This window comes from Amycolatopsis sp. WAC 04169 (assembly GCF_003947535.1).
In the GTDB taxonomy this organism is placed as follows: domain Bacteria; phylum Actinomycetota; class Actinomycetes; order Mycobacteriales; family Pseudonocardiaceae; genus Amycolatopsis; species Amycolatopsis keratiniphila.
Map to the genome: position 1 here is coordinate 471,709 of NZ_QHJI01000001.1, position 19,522 is coordinate 491,230.

The window sequence follows — 19,522 nt, forward strand, 5'->3', positions numbered from 1 at the left end:
ACCACAGGTCCCGCACCGCAATTCTGCGATACCCCCTCCGGACGCCGCCGGTCAGCCCTGCGTACGGAACACGAGAGACGAGTGGCCGACGCGGATCACGTCGCCGTCGGCCAGCTGCCAGGTCTGCACCGGCGTGCCGTTGACGGTCGTGCCGTTCGTCGAACCGATGTCCGCGAGCGTCGCGCTCTGGCCGTCCCAGGTGATCTCCAGGTGACGGCGCGAGACGCCGGTGTCCGGGAGCCGGAAGTCGGCGTCCTGGCCGCGGCCCACGACGTTCCCGCCCTGCTTGAGCGAGTACGAGCGGTTCGACCCGTCGTCCAGCTGGAGGCTCGCGGTGAGCTGACGGCCCGCCGCCGGCTGGCCGCCGTAGCCGCCGCCCTGCGCGTACGGGTCCGCGGCGGGCTGGCCGTACTGCTGCTGCTGGCCGCCGCCGTACTGGTCGTAGCCACCACCCTGCTGCTGGCCGCCGTACTGGTCGTACCCCGGCTGCTGTGCGCCGCCGCCGTAACCCTGGTCGTAGCCGCCCTGCTGCTGGCCGCCGTACTGGTCATAGCCGGGCTGCTGTGCGCCGCCGCCATAGCCCTGGTCGTAGCCGGGCTGTTGCTGGCCGCCGCCGTACTGGTCGTACCCGGGCTGCTGACCGCCATAGCCCTGGTCGTAGCCGCCTTGCTGCTGGCCGCCGTACTGGTCGTAGCCGGGCTGCTGTGCGCCGCCGCCGTAACCCTGGTCGTAGCCGCCCTGCTGCTGGCCGCCATAACCCTGGTCGTACCCGGGCTGCTGCTGGCCAGCCTGCTGTCCGTAGCCGTACTGGCCCTGCTGGCCGTACGGGTCACCCTGGTCGTATTGGCCGTAGCCGGGGGGCTGGCTCATTGCTGGGTCTCCTGCGTTGCTGGGTCGTGCCGACCGTGACGAACCTTCGGCGCCGTGGGGCTTGACGTCGGGATCGACGGACGAACGGGTCTTGAACTGTCCAGTATGCAGCGCCTCGTTGCGCTCGAGCGAAACTACGACGTCACCATAGGTGTCCCATCCGTGCTCGGCGAGGTGTTCCTTGACCGCCTCCGCCAACACCGAGGTGACCCGCCGTTCGTCTCCGGCCATCCGCTCGTGATCAGCCTGCCCCAACGACACGATGTAGTGGTTGGGAGCGAGCTGTCGACCACCGGCCAGCTCACGAACGTTCTCCTCGCTCTCGCGCTCGAGCGCCACCGCCACTTCCTGCGTGACGACGTTGCCACCGAACATGCGCGCGAAGGTATTGCCCACGAGGTTCTCGAGCCGTCTGTCAAACCGTTCGACGCGGCCCACCGGGCAACCCTCCTCACACGTGTGCTTCCCCGTCGATCCTATCCGGGTACGGCCAGTCGGACACGGCCCCCGGTGAAACCCGTGAAAACGGCCTGCTACGCTTTGCGAGCTGTCAGAGAACGAAGCACTCGGGCGAGTGGCGGAATGGCAGACGCGCACGGTTCAGGTCCGTGTGTCCGAAAGGACGTGAGGGTTCAACTCCCTCCTCGCCCACTCTTGGTTGAAGGCCCCTTCGCTAGCGCGACGGGGCCTTCTTTCATGTGGTCGTCGCTCGTCGGTTCCCGGGGGGCCGAGCCCCCCGGACCCCCGCGGTGCGGTCGGTGGCGGTTGGTGGGGTGGATGGGTCTAGGCCGCTCTAGGGGCGCTCTAGCAGGGCTTTCAGGGTCTGTAGGTCGGTGGTGTTGGCTTTGCGCATCTTGGTGGTCAGGAGGGGCGCGGCCAGTTTGGTGAAGCCGGTGGGGGTGCCTCGGTTGCGGAGGGTCATGCGGGTTCGGCCGCCCTCGACGGTGGCCCAGGTGTAGGTGGTCTCCATCGGGAACGGGCCTTGGGCGGTGCGCATGGTGAGGCGTTCGCCGGGCACGTGGTCGGTGACCTCGTAGGTGTAGGCGAGGCGGCGGCCCAGGAACTCGGCCACGAAGGCGATCTTCGAACCCACGGCGAGCGGTGGTGGCGTTCGCCACTCCACCGACTTGATGTTCGCGTACCAGCTCGGCGCCTTCGACGGATCGGCCGCGTAGGCCGCGACTTCGTCACGAGGCGCGTCGATGACGATCTCGGTGCGCACGTCGACGCTCATCACAGCACCGTAGACCGGAAAAAGGCCCGGCGGAGAAGCTCCGCCGGGCCGGGTGAATCAGCTGACGCCGATGAGGTCGACGACGAAGATCAGGGTCTCGTTCGGCTTGATGACGCCGCCGGCGCCACGTTCGCCGTAGGCCAGATGCGGCGGGATGACCAGCTTGCGGCGGCCGCCGACCTTCATCCCGGCCACGCCCTGGTCCCAGCCGGGGATGACCTGCCCCTTGCCGAGGCCGAAGCGCAGCGGTTCGCCGCGGTCCCACGAGGCGTCGAACTGGTCGCCGGTCGAGTGCGAGACGCCGACGTAGTGCACCGAGACGGTGTCGCCGGCCTTCGCCTCCTGGCCATCGCCGACGGTGATGTCGGACTTCTCCAGGTCGGACGGCGCGGGGCCCTCCGGGCGGTCGATCTGGGGCTTCTGCAAAGACATGTCCATAAGCTACCTGCGCAGGTAGCGGGTCCGCAGGGCGAGTGTTCCGCCGAACGGTGGCAAGAACGCGAATAGTCTTCACAAATTTGGATACCCGTGGGTAGTGTGCGCCTCGTCACTCTCCGACGACGGAGGTCTTTCATGCGACGAGGCATACGGGTCTTGACGACGCTGGCGGGGCTGACGCTGGTGGCGGGCACCGTTCCGGCACTGCAGGCGAACGCCGCGGAAGTGCCACGGAACTCGGTGGTGGCGGCCGCGCTCGACGACTACTGCGGCGGCCAGTGCGGTGACATCCTCCCGCCCGGCACCAAGGGGAACGCCACGCTCGCCGAGATCCTGGCGCACAAGGCGTTCGGCACCCGGCCAGCGCATTCGGCCGATCAGCTCGGCAAATACGCCTCGCTCGCCGACGGCTACAAGACACTGACCACCGACAAGATCAACCAGTTCTTCAACGACGCCTCGTTCGGGGTTCCGTCCGGGCAGGTCGAGAGCACGATCAAACCGCGCTCGGACGTGACGATCACCCGCGACAAGGCGACCGGTGTGCCCCGGATCGTCGGCACCACCCGGCCGGGCACGATGTACGGCGCCGGATACGCCGCCGCGCAGGACCGCCTGTGGCTGATGGACATCATGCGCCGCGTCGGCCGCGGCCAGCTGACCTCGTTCGCCGGTGGCGCGCAGGGCAACCGCGAACTCGAACAGAGCTTCTTCTCCTCGGCGCCGTACACCGAGCAGGAACTCCAGAAGCAGATCGACAACGCCGCGGCCAGTGGTCCGCGCGGCGCGCAGGGCAAGGCCGACGCCGAGGCCTACGTGCAAGGCGTCAACAAGTACATCTCCGACGCGCACGGCGGCCGCTACTTCCCCGGCGAGTACGTGCTCACCGGGCACGTCGACGCGATCACGAACGCCGGGACCATCGAGCCGTTCAAGCTCACCGATCTCGTCGTGCTCGCCGCCGTCGTCGGGGCGCAGTTCGGTGCCGGCGGTGGCGGCGAGGTGCAGAACGCCATCGCGAAGATGGCGATGCAGGAGAAGTACGGCCTCGAACAAGGCGACAAGGTCTGGCGGAGCCTGCGGTCCGAGGATGATCCCGAGACCGTCAAGACCCTCCACAATGGACAGACGTTCGACTACGGCAAGGCGCCGTCGAACCCGCAGGGCGCGGCGATGCCGGACAAGGGTTCGGTCACCGGGCAGCAGCTGGTCTTCGACCCGACCGGTTCCGCCGGCACGGCGACGCCCGCCAAGGTGGACGTTCCGGCGCCCGAGGACCAGAAGGCCGTCCGCGGCATCTTCGACGACGGTGTCCTGCCGGGGAACCTGCTGTCGGAGAAGCACGGCATGTCCAACGCGCTGGTGGTGTCCGGCGCCAAGACCGCGAGCGGTCACCCGGTCGCCGTCTTCGGCCCGCAGGCCGGCTACTTCGCGCCACAACTGCTGATGCTGCAGGAGATCCAGGGCCCGGGTATCAGCGCTCGCGGCGCCTCGTTCGCGGGGATCAGCATGTACGTGCTCCTCGGCCGCGGCAAGGATTACTCGTGGAGCGCGACTTCGGCGTCGCAGGACATCATCGACACCTACGCCGTCGAACTGTGCGAGCAGAACGGCTCCGCCCCGACGAAGAACTCCAACTTCTACCGCTTCCGCGGCCAGTGCCTGCCTTTCGAGATCGTCGAACGCAAGAACGCGTGGAAGCCCACGGTCGCCGACGGGACGGCCGAAGGTTCGTACACGTTGCGCAGCTTCCGCACCAAGTACGGGCCGGTGACGAGCCGGGCGCTGGTCAATGGGAAGCCGGTGGCGTACGCGTCGCTGCGGTCGACGTTCCAGCACGAGATCGACACCATCATCGGCTTCCAGAAGTTCAACGACCCGGACGCGATCAAGTCCGCGCAGGACTTCCAGGCCGCGGCGGCCGACGTCAACCAGACCTACAACTGGTTCTACGCCGATTCGCGTGACGTCGCGTACTTCAACTCCGGCTCGAATCCTGTCCGCAATCCGAACGTCGACCCGGCCATGCCGGTGAAGGCCGACGCCGGATTCGACTGGCAGGGCTGGAATCCCGACGGCAACCTCGCGAACTACACGCCGTCTTCGCAGCATCCGCAGTCGATCAACCAGGACTACTACATCAGCTGGAACAACGCGCAGGCCAGCGGTTACGCGGCCAGCGGCGCGGACAAGAGTTCCGTGCACCGCGGCGATCTGATCGACGCGCGGGTCAAGAAGATGGTCTCCAGTGGCACCAAGGTGACGCGGGTGAACCTCACGCAGGCCATGGAGGAGGCGGCGCTGGCCGACCTCCGCGCGGAGAAGGTGCTGCCGGAACTGTTCAAGGTGATCGACAAGGCGCCGGTGACCGGCCCCGCCGCGGACGCGGTGGCGAAGCTCAAGACCTGGCTCGCCGCGGGCGGTCTGCGCTCGGAGACCGCGCCGGGCAGCAAGGCCTACGCCAACGCCGACGCGATCCGCATCATGGACGCCTGGTGGCCGCTGCTGGTCAACGCCCAGTTCAAACCCGGTATGGGTGACGCCGCCTACGGCGCCATGGTCGGCGTGCTGAAGATCAACGAGTCACCTTCGGGCTGGCAGAACGAGGTTCCCGGCAAGCACGTCGGCCAGGGGCACGCCGGTTCGTCGTACCAGTCCGGCTGGTGGGGCTACGTGCACAAGGACATCCGTTCGGTCCTCGGGCAGAACGTGGCCGGCCCGCTCGCCGTGAAGTACTGCGGTGGCGGCGACGTCACCGCCTGCCGTCAGGTGCTGCTCGACTCGCTGACACAGGCGGCCGCGCAGCCCGCGAACACCGTGTACCCCGGCGACGGCGACTGCGCCGCGGGCGACCAGTGGTGCGCCGACACGATCATCCACCGCGCGCTCGGCGGCATCACGCAGGACAAGATGAGCACCCAGAACCGGCCCACCTTCCAGCAGGTCGTGGAATTCCCGGCGAAACGCGGCGACAACATCGCCAACGTCGCCACCGGCCGTTCGGTGAGCGCGAGCAGCCACGAGACCGGCTGGTACAACTCGCCGCCGTCCAACGCGATCGACGTCGACCTGTCGACCCGCTGGGCCAGCGACTGGAGTGACAACCAGTCGATCACCGTCGATCTCGGTTCGGTGCAGCGCGTCTCCCGCGTGGTCCTGCAATGGGAATCCGCGTACGGGAAGGCGTACAAGGTGCAGGTCTCGTCCGACGGCACGAACTGGCGGGACGCGGCGTCCATAGTGGACGGAAACGGCGGAACGGACAACGTCGCCTTCGAGGCGGTGGACGGGCGCTATGTCCGGATGGCCGGTGTCCAGCGCGGGACGAAATACGGCTACTCCCTTTACGAGTTCGAGGTGTACGCCCACTGACGAGGGCACGGTTTACGGTGGCGGGGTGGACACGAACGACTGGTCACCCCGCACCCTCGCCGTCGCCGCCGGACGCCCGGAAGGGCCCGGCGAGCCGCTGAACGTGCCGATCGTCGCGGCGAGCACCTTCGACGCCGGCGCCGACCGCGCGTACTCGCGGCAGGACGGCACCCCGACCTGGGAGGCCCTCGAAGCCGCGATCGGCGCGCTCGAAGGCGGGCACGCCACGGCGTTCGCGTCGGGGATCGCGACGCTCAGCGCGGTCGTCGACACCCTGCCGGTCGGGGCGAAGGTCTGTGTCCCGACGTTCTCCTACGCCGGGTCTCGCGGACTGCTCGCGCACGCGCACGGCACCGGCCGCCTGGTGGTGACCGAGATCGAGCCGGAGGACACGGCCGCCTGGGTCGCCGCCGCGGACGCCGACCTGCTCTGGCTCGAATCGCCGACCAACCCGACGCTCGACGTCATCGACATCGAGACGATCGCCGCCGCGGCGAACGGCCTGGTCGCGGTGGACAACACGTTCGCCACCCCGCTCGGTCAGCGGCCGCTGGAGCTCGGCGCCGACATCGTCGTGCACAGCGCGACGAAACTCATCGGCGGCCACAGCGACCTTCTGCTCGGCCTCACCATCGCGGCCGACGAAGGCGTCGCGAAAGCCTTGCGCGACGCGCGCACCAGGCTGGGGTCGACACCGGGAGCACTCGAAGCGTGGCTGGCCCTGCGCGGGCTGCGGACCCTGCCGGTGCGGCTGGCCGAGCAGACCCGCACGGCGAAGCTGCTGGCGACGCGGCTGCTCGACCACCCCGCGATCACCCGGGTGCGCTATCCCGGCTCCGGCACGATGATCGCGTTCGAACTCCCGGACGCCGAGACCGCGGACAAGGTCATCGGGTCGTTGCGGCTGATCCGCGCCGCCACCAGCCTCGGCGGGGTGGAGAGCCTGGTCGAGCGACGGGCCTGGATGGCGGGCGACGCCCACGTGCCCGCGGGGCTCGTCCGGTTCAGCGTCGGTCTCGAAGATCCGGAAGATCTCTGGACCGATCTGGCCTCCGCACTCGGCTAGCTTGGGCACGTGGACGAGACGAAACCGCCTCGGCGGCTCGGGCAATGGCTGTGGGGCCTGTTCTGGCTCCTGGTGCTGGGCTTCGCCGCGATCATCGCGGCGGGCCTGCTGGCCGAACTCGCGGCGACGTCCTGCCCGAGTGACGGGGTCTGGGCCTGCGACGCGGAGAACCGGACCCTCGCCACCTTCATCCCCGGGATCGGGTTCGGCCTCGGCCTCCTGCTCGCGGGGGTGGGCGGCGTCCGTGCGGTGCGGAAGCGGACGTCGCCGAAGCCCTGGCTGTTCGCCGGGGGCCTCGTCGGCGTGCTGTCGTTCGCCGTGGCCCTGTTCCTGGTGTTCTGATCGTGACCTTCAGGTTGCCCGGCACCGGCATTCACGTCCGGATGGGCAATAGTTCACGAACGGATACTCCGAAGGTGTGGTTCGACCGGTGACAACGGTCCGAGTAATCACTGTGCGGAATGAAGTCGCCCAGGAAAACGGGCCTTTTCCCGCCGGGTCGCGGAAGCGGAAAAAATACTTCCGCAAGGCCGTCGTTCCGGCCCTCCGGGTGTTAACATTCCTTCGTCGCCGCAAGTTTCCCCACCGTGGAGCGACTTTCGGGGCCTTGTATCGGCCCTGATCCCGGTGGTGTTACCGGTTTTCCCAGTGGCTCTTGTCACCCTCTTTTCACTACGTCGGACGATGCTTTTCGGGCAGTATCACGCTGTCACCCGATCGTGGGAATCCCCAGGGTGGTCGCACGGTGGGAGTCACCGTGTGTTGCGATGCTTTTCACTGGGAGATCATTTTGAAGAAGACGTTGGGCCGCTTCGCGGGCGCGATGCTGGCCGGCGCCGTCATCTCGCTGGCCGTGACCCCGGCCGCGCTGGCGCAGGACGAAACGACGACCACGCCCCCCGCGCCGACGAGCGAAACGCCCACCACGGCGCCTTCGCCTTCGTGGACCGGCGGCAAGGTGACGTCGGCTCCGCCGGAGTCGAGCGCCCCGGCCTCGTCGTCCTCGCAGCAGCCGACGCAGACCAGCAGCGGCAAGCCGACTTCCGGCAAGCCGTCGCCGACCTCCACCTCGGAGAAGCCCACCACCCCGCCGGAGGAGCCCTACGTCGACAACATCGGCGCGGGCTACATCGGCGACAACGGGGTCGGTGCGCTGGTCATCGCCTGCGAGCCGGGCGAGCCGTCGAACGTTTCGGCGCCGGACTTCGACATCCTGTACAGCAACCAGGCCGAGGACGACGGCCGCTACTGGGTCTACATCGTGAAGGTCAAGAAGTCCTTCAAGGGCAACTCCAGCACCTTCACCTGGACCTGTGACGGCAAGCCGGGCAAGGCCGACATCGAGTTCGAGGCGCCCATCGGCGGCGGCGCGGCCACCCCGGGCAAGCCGGAGAAGCAGGTCAAGTACGCCCCCAAGGGCGGCATCGAGACCGGTTTCGGCGCCACCGCGGCCTGATCGATGTCGACGAAGTTCCTGAGGCGGGGTGGCCGCGCGGTCGCGGCCACCCTCGTTCTTGCCCTCGCCTTGACCGGCTGCGGTTCCGGGGAACCGGCGCCCGCGGCACAGCAGGCCCCGGCGGAATCGACCGTCCCGGTCACGAAGCCGTTCGACGGCGTCCGGCCGACGAACGTCAAGATCCCCAAGATCGGCGCGGAGTCGAATCTGATCGCGGTCGCGATCAACAAGGACGGCAAGATGGCCGTCCCTTCGGCGAAGAAGCCGATGCAGGCCGCGTGGTACCAGCTTTCGCCGGTGCCCGGCGACGTCGGTCCGGCGATCCTGCTCGGCCACGTCGACGGCAACAAGCAGCCGGGCATCTTCTACAAGCTCAAGGACGTCAACCCGGGTGACGAGGTGCTCGTCGACCGCAGTGACGGGAAGAGCCTGAAGTTCGTGGTCGAGAAGAAGGACCAGGTGCCCAAGGACCAGTTCCCCGAGGAAGCGGTCTACGGCAACACGGACAAGCCGCAGCTGCGGCTGATCACCTGTGGCGGTGTCTTCGACAAGGAAGAGCACAGCTACAAGGACAACGTCATCGTCTACGCGAACCTCGTCTCCTGACGAGCGCCATGAACGGTCCGTTCCTTGCAAATTTCGCAAGGAACGGACCGTTCATTGCATTCGGGGAAGCGCTCAACCCACCCCGGCGCCCGGGAACGGGAACCCGTCAGGAGCGGCCGCCTCGGTGTCGACCCACTTCCGCATCCCCGCGTCACAGGCCGCGTAACCCCAGTTGATCAACCGCTCCTGCAGCACTTCCGGCAGTTTCGTCAGGCGCGTCGGGGTTTCCGCCAGCACGTGCGTGCGCTCGGCGGGCGCCGCCAGCGAGTCTTCGAGCTGGAAGTTCGCGAGATCGACGTAAGACCCCCAGTAGGCGCCGGCGAAATCCTTCTCCACGTAGGACTTCAGCAGCGCGCCACGGCGCAGCTCGCGTACCTGGTTGTCGATCACGTCGAGGACGCGCAGCAACTGCCGTCCCCAGTCGCGTTTGACATTGCGCGTGACCTTCATCCGCTTGCCCGCGTCGCTCACCAGCACGGTCGCGTGCCCTTCGACCGGGTCCAGGCCGAGGTTGTCGTAGACGCCGGCGTCGCTCAGCACGATCTTGCGTTTCCGCTCGGCGGAATGCGGATCCTGGATCACCACGGGCGAAAGCATCGGCGGGAACGCCGAAGACGCGGCCACCGCGGTCGCGAGCGGGATGTTCCCGTGCGGGCCGTTCTGCCGGAAGAACCACCACAGCGCACCGTCTTGGAGGTTCGTCGCGGTGAAGACGAACTGCGGCCCCGTCGGGTCGATGTCCTTCAAGCAGCAGTCACCGAACAGGTGTTTCGCGTACACCCGCGCGAGCTCTTCGCCGGCACTCCGCCACGGAACGGCCATGGCCAGCAGGGTGACCGGGATGTCGAGCCGTTTGCGGGCCAGGTCCCGGATCGGCGCGACCACCTTGTCGGAGAAGTTGTCCGCGACACCGTTTTCGAACTTCAGCTCCGCCCAGGCGTGTGCGAGCACGCCGGCCGCGATCGAGCCGCCCGAAACGCTGGAGAACGTCGAGATCTTCGACAGCCAGCCGAGTTCGTTGAGCCGCCACAGGGCTCCGGTGTGAAACAACATCGCGCGGTAGCCGCCGCCGGAAAGCGCGAGACCGACACCTTGCCGGGTGGCCGAAGCTTTGTTGGTATCCCCCACCTGAGTGAGTGTAGGGGTGGGTCAAGTGAGCAGCGGCTGCAAAAGACGTCGTTGCTCTTCGGGGACGTACTCGGCGTAGTTGTCGTACAGCGCCTGCTTCGCCAGCCGCGAAGCGCGCTCGCCGTCGGAGTCGCGGATCGCGCCCAGCACCTCTTCGTGATGCGTCAGCCAGCTGCGCATCAACGCCGTCCGGTCGTCGGCGTGCTCCAGTTTGTCCTCGATGAGTTCCAGTACGACGCCGCGGACGACCTCGCCGCTGATCACCAGCAGCGGATTCCCGGTCGCGCGGGCGATGGCCTCGTGGAACGCGACGTCCGCGTGCGAGAACTCCGCGAATCCCTTCGAGACGCCCTCGCGCATCGCCTCCAGCGCGGTGTCCAGTTCGGCGAGATGCTCCTCCGTCCTGAGCTGCGCGGCGAGCAGATGTGCGGAACCGTCGAGCACCATGCGGAATTGCAGGAGTTCGGACAACCCGAGATGGTCGGCCCGCGCGAGCCGGTGCATCGACCGGTGCAACGCGGCGGGGGAGGCGGCCAGCACCTCGGGACCGCGTGGATCTCCGGGCCGCGAGCGGATCATTTCCGCTGCTTGCAGCACACGCAGCGCCTCGCGCACGGTCGAGCGGCCGACGTCGAACTGGACCATCAGCTCGCGTTCGCTCGGCAGCCGGTCACCCGGTTTGATGCGGCCGCTGAACACGGCTTCCTCGATCTGTTCGACGACACGTTGGTACGCGCGGACAGGGGCGACCGGCTCGAATTCCATCTTGACCCTGCCGTCTCGTCTGGTTTACTGGTCCGACCAGTCTACCGGTCAGGGGGCAGGATGAAAGCCCGGATTCACGCGGCAGTGGTTGCGTTGCTGCTGGTGGCGTCCGGCTGCTCCGCCGGCTCGAGTGCCACGGTGGCCAAGGATCCCGGCACGCTCGCCATCGGTTACACCGCCGAACCCGCGAACTTCGACTTCACCCGGACGGACGGCGCCGCCATCCCGCAGGCCTTGCTCTACAACGTCTACGAGGGGCTGGTGAAGCTCGACGCGAACGCGAAGATCGTGCCGCTGCTGGCTGAATCGTGGACGGTGTCGGAAGACCGCAAGACCTACGATTTCAAGCTCCGGAAGAACGCGAAGTTCAGCAACGGGGCGCCGTTCACCGCCGAGGACGTCAAGTTCTCGCTGATGCGCGTGAAGACCGACTGGACCGTGTCGATCAAGTCCACAATGGACGTTGTCGACCGGGTCGACGTGGTGGCGCCGGACCACGCGCGGGTCGTGCTCACGAAACCCAGCAACGGCTGGCTGTTCAGCCTCACCAGCCGCCTCGGCGCGATGTTCAGCCCGACGGGGGTCGCGGATCTGGCGAACAAACCGGTCGGCACCGGGCCGTACACGGTGTCTTCGCGACGCCGTGGCGACTCCATCGTGCTCAAGCAGAATCCCGCGTACTGGGGTGCGAAACCGGCCTACTCCACGGTGGTCCTCAAGTACATCAAGGATCCGACGGCGCTCAACAACGCCTTGCTGAGCAACGGGATCGACGTCATCTCCGCGATCACCGTGCCGGATTCGATCCCGCAGTTCCAGAGCGACGACCGGTTCACCGTCGTCGAAGGCACCACCAACAGCGAGGTCACGCTCGCGTTCAACAACGCGCGCCCGCCGCTGAACGACGTCCGGGTGCGGCGAGCGCTGTCGTACGCGATCGACCGGAAAGCGTTGCTGGACACGGCCTGGGCCGGCCGAGGCACGCTCATCGGCAGCATGGTCCCGCCGACGGACCCCTGGTACGAAGACCTGTCGAACGCGTATCCGTTCGATCCCGCGAAGGCCAAAGCGCTGCTCGCCGAAGCGGGCCAACCGAATCCGTCACTGCGGCTGCGGATCCCGAACCTGCCGTACGCGGTTTCGGCCGCGCAGGTGGTGTCCTCGCAACTGGCCGACGTCGGGGTCACGGTGACGATCGAGCCGCTGGACTTTCCGGCGGTGTGGCTCAAGCAGGTCTTCACCGACCACGACTACGACCTGTCGATCATCCAGCACGTCGAGGCGCGCGACATCGTCACCTTCGGCAGGCCGAAGTACTACTGGGGTTACGACGGCAAGCCCGTCCAGCAGAACCTGGCGAAGGCCGACGCCGGAACGCCCCAGGAGCAGATCGACGCGATGCGCCAGGTCGCGCGGCGGCTGTCCGAGGACGCCGCCGCGGACTGGCTCTTCCTGTTCCCCAACGTGATCGTGGCGAAGAACAAGGTGACCGGGTTCGTCCGCAACCAGGTCAGCGAGTCCTTCGATCTCACGGGATTGGCGCCGCGATGACGGTCAAGATCGTGCGCCGCGTGGCGATCCTGGTGGCCAGTGTGCTGGTCGCGTCCATCGTGGTGTTCCTGTTCATGGCCGTGCTGCCGGGCGATCCGGCGCAGGTCGCGCTCGGCGTCAACGCGACGCCGGAACTGATCGCGAAGACGCGCGCCGAATTCGGCATCGACAGGCCGCTCGTGACGCAGTACTTCGACTGGATCGGCGGTGTCCTGCAAGGCGACTTCGGCCGCTCGTACGTCACCCGCGAGGAGATCGGCCCGGCGCTGACCGACCGCCTCGGCGTCACGTTGTGGCTGGTCGGGGCCGGGATGCTGGTGGCGTTGCTGATCGCCGTCCCGGCCGGGACGTTCGCCGCGGTGCGGCACCGGAAGGCCGACGGCACCGCGCTCTCCGGGCTGTCGCAGATCGGCGTCGCGATCCCCGCGTTCCTCGCCGGCATCATCCTGGTGCAGATCTTCGCGGTGCAGTTGCGCTGGCTGCCCTCCGGCGGCTGGACACCGCCGGTGCAGGATCCGGGCGAATTCCTCCGCGGTCTGGTCCTCCCCGCGCTGTCGCTGGGGCTCGTGCAGGGCGCGGTGCTCACGCGCTATGTCCGGTCGGCCGTGCTCGACACGCTCGGACAGGATTACCTGCGCACGGCGCGTTCCAAGGGGCTGCGGCCGTTCCAAGCCTTGTTCCGCCACGGGCTGCGCAACGCCGCCGTGCCGGTGGTGACGGTGCTCGGGCTGCAACTTTCGACGCTGCTGATCGGCGCCGTCGTCGTCGAGCGCGTGTTCGTCCTGCCGGGGCTGGGCAGCATGCTGCTCGACTCGGTGGCATCGCGGGACCTGTTGTCCGTGCAGGGGATCGTGCTGGTCCTGGTGGTCGGCGTGCTGCTGGTGAACTTCGTAGTCGACGTCCTGTACACGGTGCTCGACCCGAGATTGCGGGGTTCCTGATGCGTAACCGCAGTCTCCTCGTCGGCGGTGTCCTGGTCGCGTTGATCGTGCTCGCCGCGCTGCTTTCGTTCGTGTGGACGCCGTTCGACCCGGTGAAGGTCGACGCGGCCAGCCGGCTGCACGATTTCAGCGGCTCGAACCCGCTCGGCACCGACAGCTTCGGCCGCGACGTGCTCAGCCAGATCATGGTCGGCGCGCGGACGACGCTGTACGTCGGCGTGGTCGCGGTCGGGATCGCCGCGCTGATCGGGACGCCGCTCGGGATCCTCGCCGGGATGTCGTCGCGGTGGCTCGGCGAATTCGTCATGCGGGTCAACGATCTCGTGCTCGCGTTCCCCGCGTTGCTGCTGGCGATCATGTTCGGCGCGGTGTTCGGGGCGGACACGCTGACCGCGATGGTGGCGATCGGCATCGCGACCATCCCGTCGTTCGCGCGGATCGCGCGTTCGGGCACGTTGCAGGTGATGAGCAGCGAGTTCGTGCTGGCCGCGCGGTCGGCGGGCCGGTCACGGCTGAACATCGCGGCGCGGCATGTGCTGCCGAACATCTCCGGGCTGCTGATCGTGCAGGCGTCGGTGTCGTTCGCGATCGCCGTGCTCGCGGAAGCGGCGTTGTCGTTCCTCGGCTTCGGCACGCGGCCGCCGACCCCGTCGTGGGGCCGGATGCTGCAGGAATCCCAGGTGTTCCTGACCCTGCACCCTCGGCTCGCGCTCGTGCCCGGGGTCGCGATCGCCATCGCCGTCCTCGGGTTCAACCTGCTCGGCGACGGCCTCCGCGATCGCCTCGACCCCCGATTGGCGGCGCGGCTATGACCGCTATGACACTGCAGGTAGACGGTCTCGGCATCGGCGGCCTGGTTCGCGACGTCTCGTTCGGCATCGCGCGCGGTGAGCGGGTCGGGCTGATCGGCGAGTCGGGTTCCGGGAAGTCGTTGACGGCGTTGTCGATCATGGGGCTGCTGCCCGAAGAGCTCGCCGCCTCCGGCTCGGTGAAACTCGACGGCCGCGAGCTGCTGGGCGCGTCGGAGAAGGAGCTGTCGCGGTTGCGCGGCAACGAACTCTCGATGGTGTTCCAGGAACCGATGACCGCGTTGAACCCGGCGATGCGGGTCGGCGCGCAGGTCGCCGAGCCGATGCGGATCCATCGCAAGGGCGGGAAGGACCCCGAGGCCTTGCTGGCTTCCGTCGGCTTGCCCGGCGTCGCTCGCGCGTATCCGCATCAACTGTCCGGCGGGCAGCGGCAACGGGTCGTCCTCGCGATCGCGCTGGCCAACGACCCGAAGCTGCTGATCTGCGACGAGCCGACGACGGCTTTGGACGTCACCGTGCAGGCGCAGATCCTGGAGCTGATCCTCGACGGCGTCCGCGAACGGGAGTGCGCGCTGCTGTTCATCACGCACGATCTCGCCGTCGTGGCGTCGGTGTGCGAGCGGGTGCTGGTGATGCTGGACGGCGAGATCGTCGAAGCCGGCACCACCCGCGACGTCCTCACCGCGCCGCAGCACGAGTACACGAAGAAGCTGTTGGCCGCTTCGGATCTGGAGGCGAGCCGATGATGATCTCGGTGCGGGACCTCGAACGCCGCTACACGCGTCGCGATGTGCATGCGTTGCGTGGTGTCTCCTTCGATGTCGAAGCAGGTCAACGGTTCGGCATCGTCGGCGAATCGGGCTCGGGAAAGTCCACTTTGGTCAGATTGCTGGCCGCGCTCGACAAGCCGACGGCGGGCAGCGTCTCGTTCCAGGGCAAACGCGTCGACACGTTGCCGGAGCGCAAACTCGGCTTCCTGCGGTCGGAACTGCAGATCGTCTTCCAGGATCCGATGGGCTCGCTCGACCCTCGGATGCGGGTGCGCGACATCATCTCCGAACCGTTGGGCCGCCGGGATCCCGCGCGGGTTTCGGAGCTGCTGAAGGCCGTCGGTCTGCCCGAGGACGCCGCCGGCCGCTATCCCCACCAGTTCTCCGGCGGGCAACGGCAGCGCATCTCGATCGCCCGGGCACTCGCGCCGAATCCGCGCGTCCTCATCGCGGACGAGCCGGTGAGCGCGCTCGACGTCTCGGTGCGGAAGCAGATCCTCGACCTGCTCGCGTCGCTGGTCGAGCTGTATTCGCTGACGCTGATCTTCGTCTCGCACGATCTCGGCGTGGTGCGGCACGTCTGCGACCGGGTCGCGGTGATGCGGCGCGGGGAGATCGTCGAGATGGGCGACGTCGACCAGGTCTACGACGCGCCGGAACACGAGTACACCAGGGAACTGCTGGCGGCCGCGCCGAATCTGCGGGCCGAGCTGGCGCGGCTTCGGGGAGGGGACGATGGCTGAATACCCGGAGGGACTGCCGATCGGTGACGGCTGGGTGTCCACTATGGACGACTTGCCGGTGAACTTCCCTTACGACGGGAGCGAGATCGGCCGGGCGCCGGTCGGGACGCCGGAGCTGGCCACGCGGGCGATCGACGAGGCGGTCGCGGTGTTCAAGCAGGTCGCGGCCCTGCCGTCGCGGACCCGGCGGTCGCTCCTGAACGACGTCGCCGCGGCTCTGGAAGCGCGGCGCTCCGACTTCGAGCAGCTTCTGGTGCTGGAGACCGGAAAGCCGCTGGTCGATTGCCGCGTCGAGGTCGCGCGCACGATCGTCACCTGGCAGGCCGCCGCCGAGGAGGTCTCGCGGCTGCACGGCGAGACCGTCCCGCTCGACCTGCTGCCGTCCGGTGACGGGCTGGTCGGCTTCTGGAAACGCAAGCCGATCGGGGTGGTGGTCGGCATCGCCGGATTCAACTACCCGCTGCTCCTGGCGTCGCACAAGATCGCGCCCGCCATCGCCGCCGGCTGCCCGGTGGTGGTGAAACCCGCGCCGCAGACGCCGCTGGCGACGTTGTGGCTGGTGCATCTGGTGCGCTCGCTGACCGACCTGCCCGCGATGGTCCAGCTGGTCACCGGGGACGCGGCCGTCGGCTCGGCGCTGGTCACGGATCGGCGCGTCGGCGCGGTGTCGTTCACCGGATCCGCGCTGGTCGGGCACCGGATCGCGCGCGACGCCGCACCCACGAAGACGTTGCTGGAGCTGGGTTCCAACGCGGCACTGGTGGTCGCGGAGGACGCGGATCTCGACGCGGCCGCGGACGCCGTGCTGCGCGGCGGGTTCTACGCGTCCGGGCAGGCCTGCATTTCGGTGCAGCGGGTGCTGGTCGTGGACGCCGTCGCCGAGGAGTTCACCGAGCGGGTGCTCGCGCGGCTCGGCGAGGTCGTCACCGGTGATCCCCGCGATGAGAAGACGCGGGTTTCGGCACTGATCGATCCGGGGTCCACGAGGCGCGTCCAGGAGTGGGTCGACAAAGCGACTTCGGCCGGTGCGCGGCTGGTCGGAGGCGGTGTCGAGGGCACGGTGATCCGGCCGACCGTGCTGCTCGACGTGCCCGACGGCCTCGAATGCTGGGACGAGGAGATCTTCGGCCCCGTGGTCTGTATCCGCACCGTGTCCTCTGTGGATGAAGCGTTCGATGCGGTCAACGCGTCGCGCTACGGGCTGCACGCCTCGGTGTTCAGCACGTCGCTGAAGACGGCGTTCCGCGCGCTCGACGAGCTCGAAGTCGGCGGTGTGGTGGTCAACGAGGTGCCCGGGTTCCGGTCCGACACCATGCCGTACGGCGGTGTGAAGGATTCCGGGATCGGGCGGGAAGGGCCGCGGTTCGCGGTCGAAGAACTGACCGTGACGAGAATGGCGGTGCTGCGCCCGTGACGTATGAAAACCTGTTCCGGCTCGACGGGAAGCGAGCCGTCGTCCTCGGCGGTGGCAGCGGGATCGGCCGCGAAGCCGCCAAGGCGCTGGCCGCGCACGGCGCCGAGGTGATCGTCGCGGACCGTGATGTCGCCGCCGCCAAGGAAACCGGTGTTGGCGAGGCGTACGAGGTCGACCTGCTCTCCGACGGTGCGGCCGCGCGGGCGGCCGCGGAACTCGGCGAGATCGACGTCGTCGTGCTGACCGCCGCCACCAACGTGCGCAAACGGCTGCTGGAGTACACGCGCGAGGAATTCGACCGGGTGCTCGCGCTGAACCTCGGCGCGACCTTCGAGGTCGTCCGCGCGTTCGGCGCCGGGATGGTCGAGCGCGGACGGGGGAGCATCGTCGGGTTCTCGTCGATCCGCGGCACCACCGTCGAGCCCGGCCAAGGCCCGTACGCGGCGACGAAAGCCGGGCTCGTGCAGCTGTTCCGCACAGCCGCGGCGGAGTTCGGCCCGGCGGGGGTGCGGGTCAACGCGATCGCGCCCGGCGTCGTCGAAACCCCGCTGACGGCGCAGATCAAGGCGAATCCGGCCTGGTACGACGCGTACGCGACCAAGGGCGCGCTCGGCCGATGGGCGCGCCCGGACGAGCTCGCGGGCGCCGTCGTGTACCTGGCGTCGGACGCGTCGTCGTTCGTCACCGGCTCCGTGCTGGCGGTGGACGGCGGCTGGACCGCGGTCGACGGCCGCTTCGAACCGCCCGCGACGTAAAGGAGTGTTGCCGTGCCGGAGTTGCCCGATCTGACCGCCGTCGAGCTGGTCGCCCAGTACCGCGCCGGGACGCTGTCGCCGGTCGAGGTCACCGAAGCCGTCCTCGCCCGCGTCGAGGCGCGCGAGCCCGAACTGCACGCGCTCTACGCGTACGACCCGAGCAGCGCGCGCGAAGACGCGAAGGCGTCCGAAAGCCGATGGCACGCCGGGGAGCCGCTCGGCCCGATCGACGGTGTTCCGTTGACGCTGAAGGAGAACATCGCGACCCGGGGCACGCCGGTCCCGCTCGGCACAGCTGCTTCTTCGCTGGAACCGGCTTCGGCCGACGCGCCCGCCGCCGCTCGCGTGCGCGAGTCCGGCGGGGTCCTGCTGGGCAAGACGACCATGCCGGACTACGGGATGCTGACGTCCGGGCTGTCGAGTTTCCACACCGCGTCACGGAATCCGTGGGACACCACGCGCACGCCCGGTGGTTCCAGCGCCGGTGCCGGTTCGGCGGCCGCGGCGGGCTACGGCCCGCTGCACGTCGGCACCGACATCGGCGGCTCGATCCGGCTGCCCGCCGGTTGGTGCGGCCTGGTCGGGCTGAAGCCGAGCTTCGGCCGGGTGCCGGTGGATCCGCCGTTCCTCGGCCGCGTCGCCGGGCCGATGACGCGGACCGTGGCCGACACCGCGCTGCTGATGAGCGTTCTGTCCGGTGTGGACGGTCGCGATCACCTTTCGCTGCCTGCGTCCTCTGTGGACTGGGCGGCGCTGTCTTGCGAGATCGAGGGCCTGCGGATCGGGCTGCATCTCGATCCCGGCGTCGGGCTTCCCGTGCTGCCGGAGACGATCGCCGCCGTCACCGAAGCCGCGCGTGTCTTCGAGGCGGCCGGTGCCGTCGTCGAGCCGGTTTCGCCGTTCCTGCGCCGGGAAATGCTCGACGGACTCGATACCTTCTGGCGCGTCCGTGCCTGGTCGGACATGTCGGCCCTGCCCGAAGACCGCCGCGCGAAGGTGCTGCCGTACATCGCCGACTGGGCCGCCGGCGGTGCCGACGTCACCGGTGTCGACGCCTACCGCGGCTTCGCACAGATCGACGCCATCGCCGTCGCGACCCTCCGCGCGACCGAGCGTTTCGACGTCGTCCTGTCCCCGACCTGCCCGGTCTCGGCCCCGCCCGCCGACTGGCCCTCGCCGACCAACGACCCGCGCCGCCCGTTCGAGCACATCGCGTTCACCGTGCCGTACAACATGTCCGGCCAGCCCGCGGTCTCGATCAACTGCGGCTACACGAGCGACGACCAGCCCATCGGCCTGCAGATCAGCGGACGCCGCTTCGCCGACCTCGACGTCCTTCGCGCCGCTGCCGCCTACGAAACCCTTCGCCCCACTCCGCGCCCCTGGCCCTGACGCATTTCGTCCTCTAAATGCGGTCGTTCGCGTCGCCAACTACCGCATTCAGAGGACGAAACGCGTGTCGTTCGGCCGCAGAAAGATCAGAGCCCCGGTGACATGACCAGCAGGTCAGGGGCCATCCGGGGCTATCGTCGACCAGCTTAGCGCGGGCTGAAGGACGCTTTCCCCGCATACGACGCGGCTAAAGGGCCCTTCGCCGCATCTCA

At 68.5% G+C, this 19,522-nt stretch carries 18 protein-coding genes and 1 tRNA gene; 14 read left to right on the forward strand and 5 right to left on the reverse strand.

Features of this window, described 5'->3' with window-relative positions:
• Positions 1-51: 51 nt before the first annotated feature.
• Positions 52-1,308: a DUF3662 and FHA domain-containing protein gene (locus DMC61_RS02295; RefSeq protein WP_125686401.1), complete on the reverse strand. Its 1,257-nt coding sequence runs from the start codon at positions 1,306-1,308 to the stop codon at positions 52-54.
• Between the two features lie 130 nt (positions 1,309-1,438).
• Here DMC61_RS02295 and DMC61_RS02300 point away from each other — a divergent pair.
• A tRNA-Leu gene (locus tag DMC61_RS02300) sits at positions 1,439-1,521 on the forward strand.
• Positions 1,522-1,663: 142 nt separating this feature from the next.
• On the opposite strand, the gene DMC61_RS02305 is transcribed toward DMC61_RS02300, so the two are convergent.
• Both DMC61_RS02305 and DMC61_RS02310 read right to left on the reverse strand, forming a co-directional pair.
• Entirely contained in the window at positions 1,664-2,104 is a 441-nt protein-coding gene (locus tag DMC61_RS02305) for an SRPBCC family protein (protein ID WP_125686403.1), read from the reverse strand.
• 57 nt (positions 2,105-2,161) lie between these two features.
• The gene (locus DMC61_RS02310) at positions 2,162-2,536 is read right to left on the reverse strand and encodes an FKBP-type peptidyl-prolyl cis-trans isomerase (RefSeq protein WP_125686405.1); all 375 of its coding nucleotides are present in this window, start codon (positions 2,534-2,536) and stop codon (positions 2,162-2,164) included.
• Between the two features lie 141 nt (positions 2,537-2,677).
• Here DMC61_RS02310 and DMC61_RS02315 point away from each other — a divergent pair, with 141 nt between their 5' ends.
• The 5 genes from DMC61_RS02315 (at position 2,678) to DMC61_RS02335 (ending at position 9,042) form a co-directional block, all read left to right on the forward strand.
• Entirely contained in the window at positions 2,678-5,914 is a 3,237-nt protein-coding gene (locus tag DMC61_RS02315; RefSeq protein WP_233594675.1) for a penicillin acylase family protein, read from the forward strand.
• Positions 5,915-5,939: 25 nt separating this feature from the next.
• Positions 5,940-6,980 (forward strand): PLP-dependent aspartate aminotransferase family protein, encoded by a 1,041-nt coding sequence (locus tag DMC61_RS02320; protein ID WP_125686407.1) that lies wholly within the window; start codon positions 5,940-5,942, stop codon positions 6,978-6,980.
• Positions 6,981-6,989: 9 nt separating this feature from the next.
• Positions 6,990-7,322 carry a hypothetical protein gene (locus DMC61_RS02325; RefSeq protein ID WP_125686409.1) on the forward strand — a complete coding sequence of 111 codons (333 nt, stop codon included), beginning with the start codon at positions 6,990-6,992 and terminating at the stop codon, positions 7,320-7,322.
• Between the two features lie 448 nt (positions 7,323-7,770).
• On the forward strand, positions 7,771-8,436 hold the full coding sequence (locus tag DMC61_RS02330; protein ID WP_125686411.1) for a hypothetical protein: 666 nt from the start codon (positions 7,771-7,773) through the stop codon (positions 8,434-8,436).
• Positions 8,437-8,439: 3 nt separating this feature from the next.
• On the forward strand, positions 8,440-9,042 hold the full coding sequence (locus DMC61_RS02335; protein WP_125686413.1) for a class F sortase: 603 nt from the start codon (positions 8,440-8,442) through the stop codon (positions 9,040-9,042).
• A gap of 72 nt (positions 9,043-9,114) precedes the next feature.
• Here the strand turns inward: DMC61_RS02335 and DMC61_RS02340 are convergent, their stop codons facing one another.
• Entirely contained in the window at positions 9,115-10,170 is a 1,056-nt protein-coding gene (locus tag DMC61_RS02340; protein WP_125686415.1) for a patatin-like phospholipase family protein, read from the reverse strand.
• A gap of 21 nt (positions 10,171-10,191) precedes the next feature.
• A complete protein-coding gene (locus DMC61_RS02345) occupies positions 10,192-10,935 on the reverse strand; it encodes a FadR/GntR family transcriptional regulator (RefSeq protein WP_125686417.1) in 744 nt (247 codons plus the stop codon).
• A 60-nt stretch (positions 10,936-10,995) separates the two neighbouring features.
• Between DMC61_RS02345 and DMC61_RS02350 the strand changes: the two genes are divergently transcribed.
• From DMC61_RS02350 to DMC61_RS02385, 8 genes are read left to right on the forward strand one after another with little or no spacing between them, the layout of a single operon-like run.
• Positions 10,996-12,486, forward strand: a complete 1,491-nt coding sequence (locus DMC61_RS02350) for an ABC transporter substrate-binding protein (RefSeq protein WP_125686419.1) — start codon at positions 10,996-10,998, stop codon at positions 12,484-12,486.
• Positions 12,483-13,427: an ABC transporter permease gene (locus DMC61_RS02355; RefSeq protein WP_125686421.1), complete on the forward strand. Its 945-nt coding sequence runs from the start codon at positions 12,483-12,485 to the stop codon at positions 13,425-13,427. The genes DMC61_RS02350 and DMC61_RS02355 overlap by 4 nt, the downstream gene beginning before the upstream one ends.
• Positions 13,427-14,239, forward strand: a complete 813-nt coding sequence (locus DMC61_RS02360) for an ABC transporter permease (protein WP_199749871.1) — start codon at positions 13,427-13,429, stop codon at positions 14,237-14,239. The genes DMC61_RS02355 and DMC61_RS02360 overlap by 1 nt, the downstream gene beginning before the upstream one ends.
• Before the next feature lie 5 nt (positions 14,240-14,244).
• Positions 14,245-14,982: an ABC transporter ATP-binding protein gene (locus DMC61_RS02365; protein ID WP_125686423.1), complete on the forward strand. Its 738-nt coding sequence runs from the start codon at positions 14,245-14,247 to the stop codon at positions 14,980-14,982.
• Positions 14,979-15,749, forward strand: coding sequence for an ABC transporter ATP-binding protein (locus DMC61_RS02370; protein WP_199749872.1), 771 nt, complete (start codon positions 14,979-14,981; stop codon positions 15,747-15,749). The genes DMC61_RS02365 and DMC61_RS02370 overlap by 4 nt, the downstream gene beginning before the upstream one ends.
• Positions 15,742-17,163, forward strand: coding sequence for an aldehyde dehydrogenase family protein (locus DMC61_RS02375; RefSeq protein WP_125686425.1), 1,422 nt, complete (start codon positions 15,742-15,744; stop codon positions 17,161-17,163). Before DMC61_RS02370 ends, DMC61_RS02375 begins: the two co-directional genes overlap by 8 nt.
• A complete protein-coding gene (locus DMC61_RS02380) occupies positions 17,160-17,918 on the forward strand; it encodes an SDR family NAD(P)-dependent oxidoreductase (protein WP_125686427.1) in 759 nt (252 codons plus the stop codon). Before DMC61_RS02375 ends, DMC61_RS02380 begins: the two co-directional genes overlap by 4 nt.
• A 12-nt stretch (positions 17,919-17,930) precedes the next feature.
• Complete coding sequence (locus DMC61_RS02385) at positions 17,931-19,310, forward strand: amidase (protein WP_125686429.1); 1,380 nt, start codon at positions 17,931-17,933, stop codon at positions 19,308-19,310.
• Positions 19,311-19,522: the final 212 nt, after the last annotated feature.

Excerpts from the sequence above, each read along its gene's own strand:
- DMC61_RS02310 (WP_125686405.1), bottom strand. The coding sequence starts at position 2,536 with ATGTCTTTGCAGAAGCCCCAGATCGACCGCCCGGAGGGCCCCGCGCCG.
- DMC61_RS02360 (WP_199749871.1), top strand. The coding sequence starts at position 13,427 with ATGCGTAACCGCAGTCTCCTCGTCGGCGGTGTCCTGGTCGCGTTGATC.
- DMC61_RS02350 (WP_125686419.1), top strand. The coding sequence starts at position 10,996 with ATGAAAGCCCGGATTCACGCGGCAGTGGTTGCGTTGCTGCTGGTGGCG.
- DMC61_RS02335 (WP_125686413.1), top strand. The coding sequence starts at position 8,440 with ATGTCGACGAAGTTCCTGAGGCGGGGTGGCCGCGCGGTCGCGGCCACC.
- DMC61_RS02305 (WP_125686403.1), bottom strand. The coding sequence starts at position 2,104 with ATGAGCGTCGACGTGCGCACCGAGATCGTCATCGACGCGCCTCGTGAC.
- DMC61_RS02365 (WP_125686423.1), top strand. The coding sequence starts at position 14,245 with ATGACACTGCAGGTAGACGGTCTCGGCATCGGCGGCCTGGTTCGCGAC.
- DMC61_RS02315 (WP_233594675.1), top strand. The coding sequence starts at position 2,678 with ATGCGACGAGGCATACGGGTCTTGACGACGCTGGCGGGGCTGACGCTG.
- DMC61_RS02375 (WP_125686425.1), top strand. The coding sequence starts at position 15,742 with ATGGCTGAATACCCGGAGGGACTGCCGATCGGTGACGGCTGGGTGTCC.
- DMC61_RS02370 (WP_199749872.1), top strand. The coding sequence starts at position 14,979 with ATGATGATCTCGGTGCGGGACCTCGAACGCCGCTACACGCGTCGCGAT.
- DMC61_RS02355 (WP_125686421.1), top strand. The coding sequence starts at position 12,483 with ATGACGGTCAAGATCGTGCGCCGCGTGGCGATCCTGGTGGCCAGTGTG.
- DMC61_RS02345 (WP_125686417.1), bottom strand. The coding sequence starts at position 10,935 with ATGGAATTCGAGCCGGTCGCCCCTGTCCGCGCGTACCAACGTGTCGTC.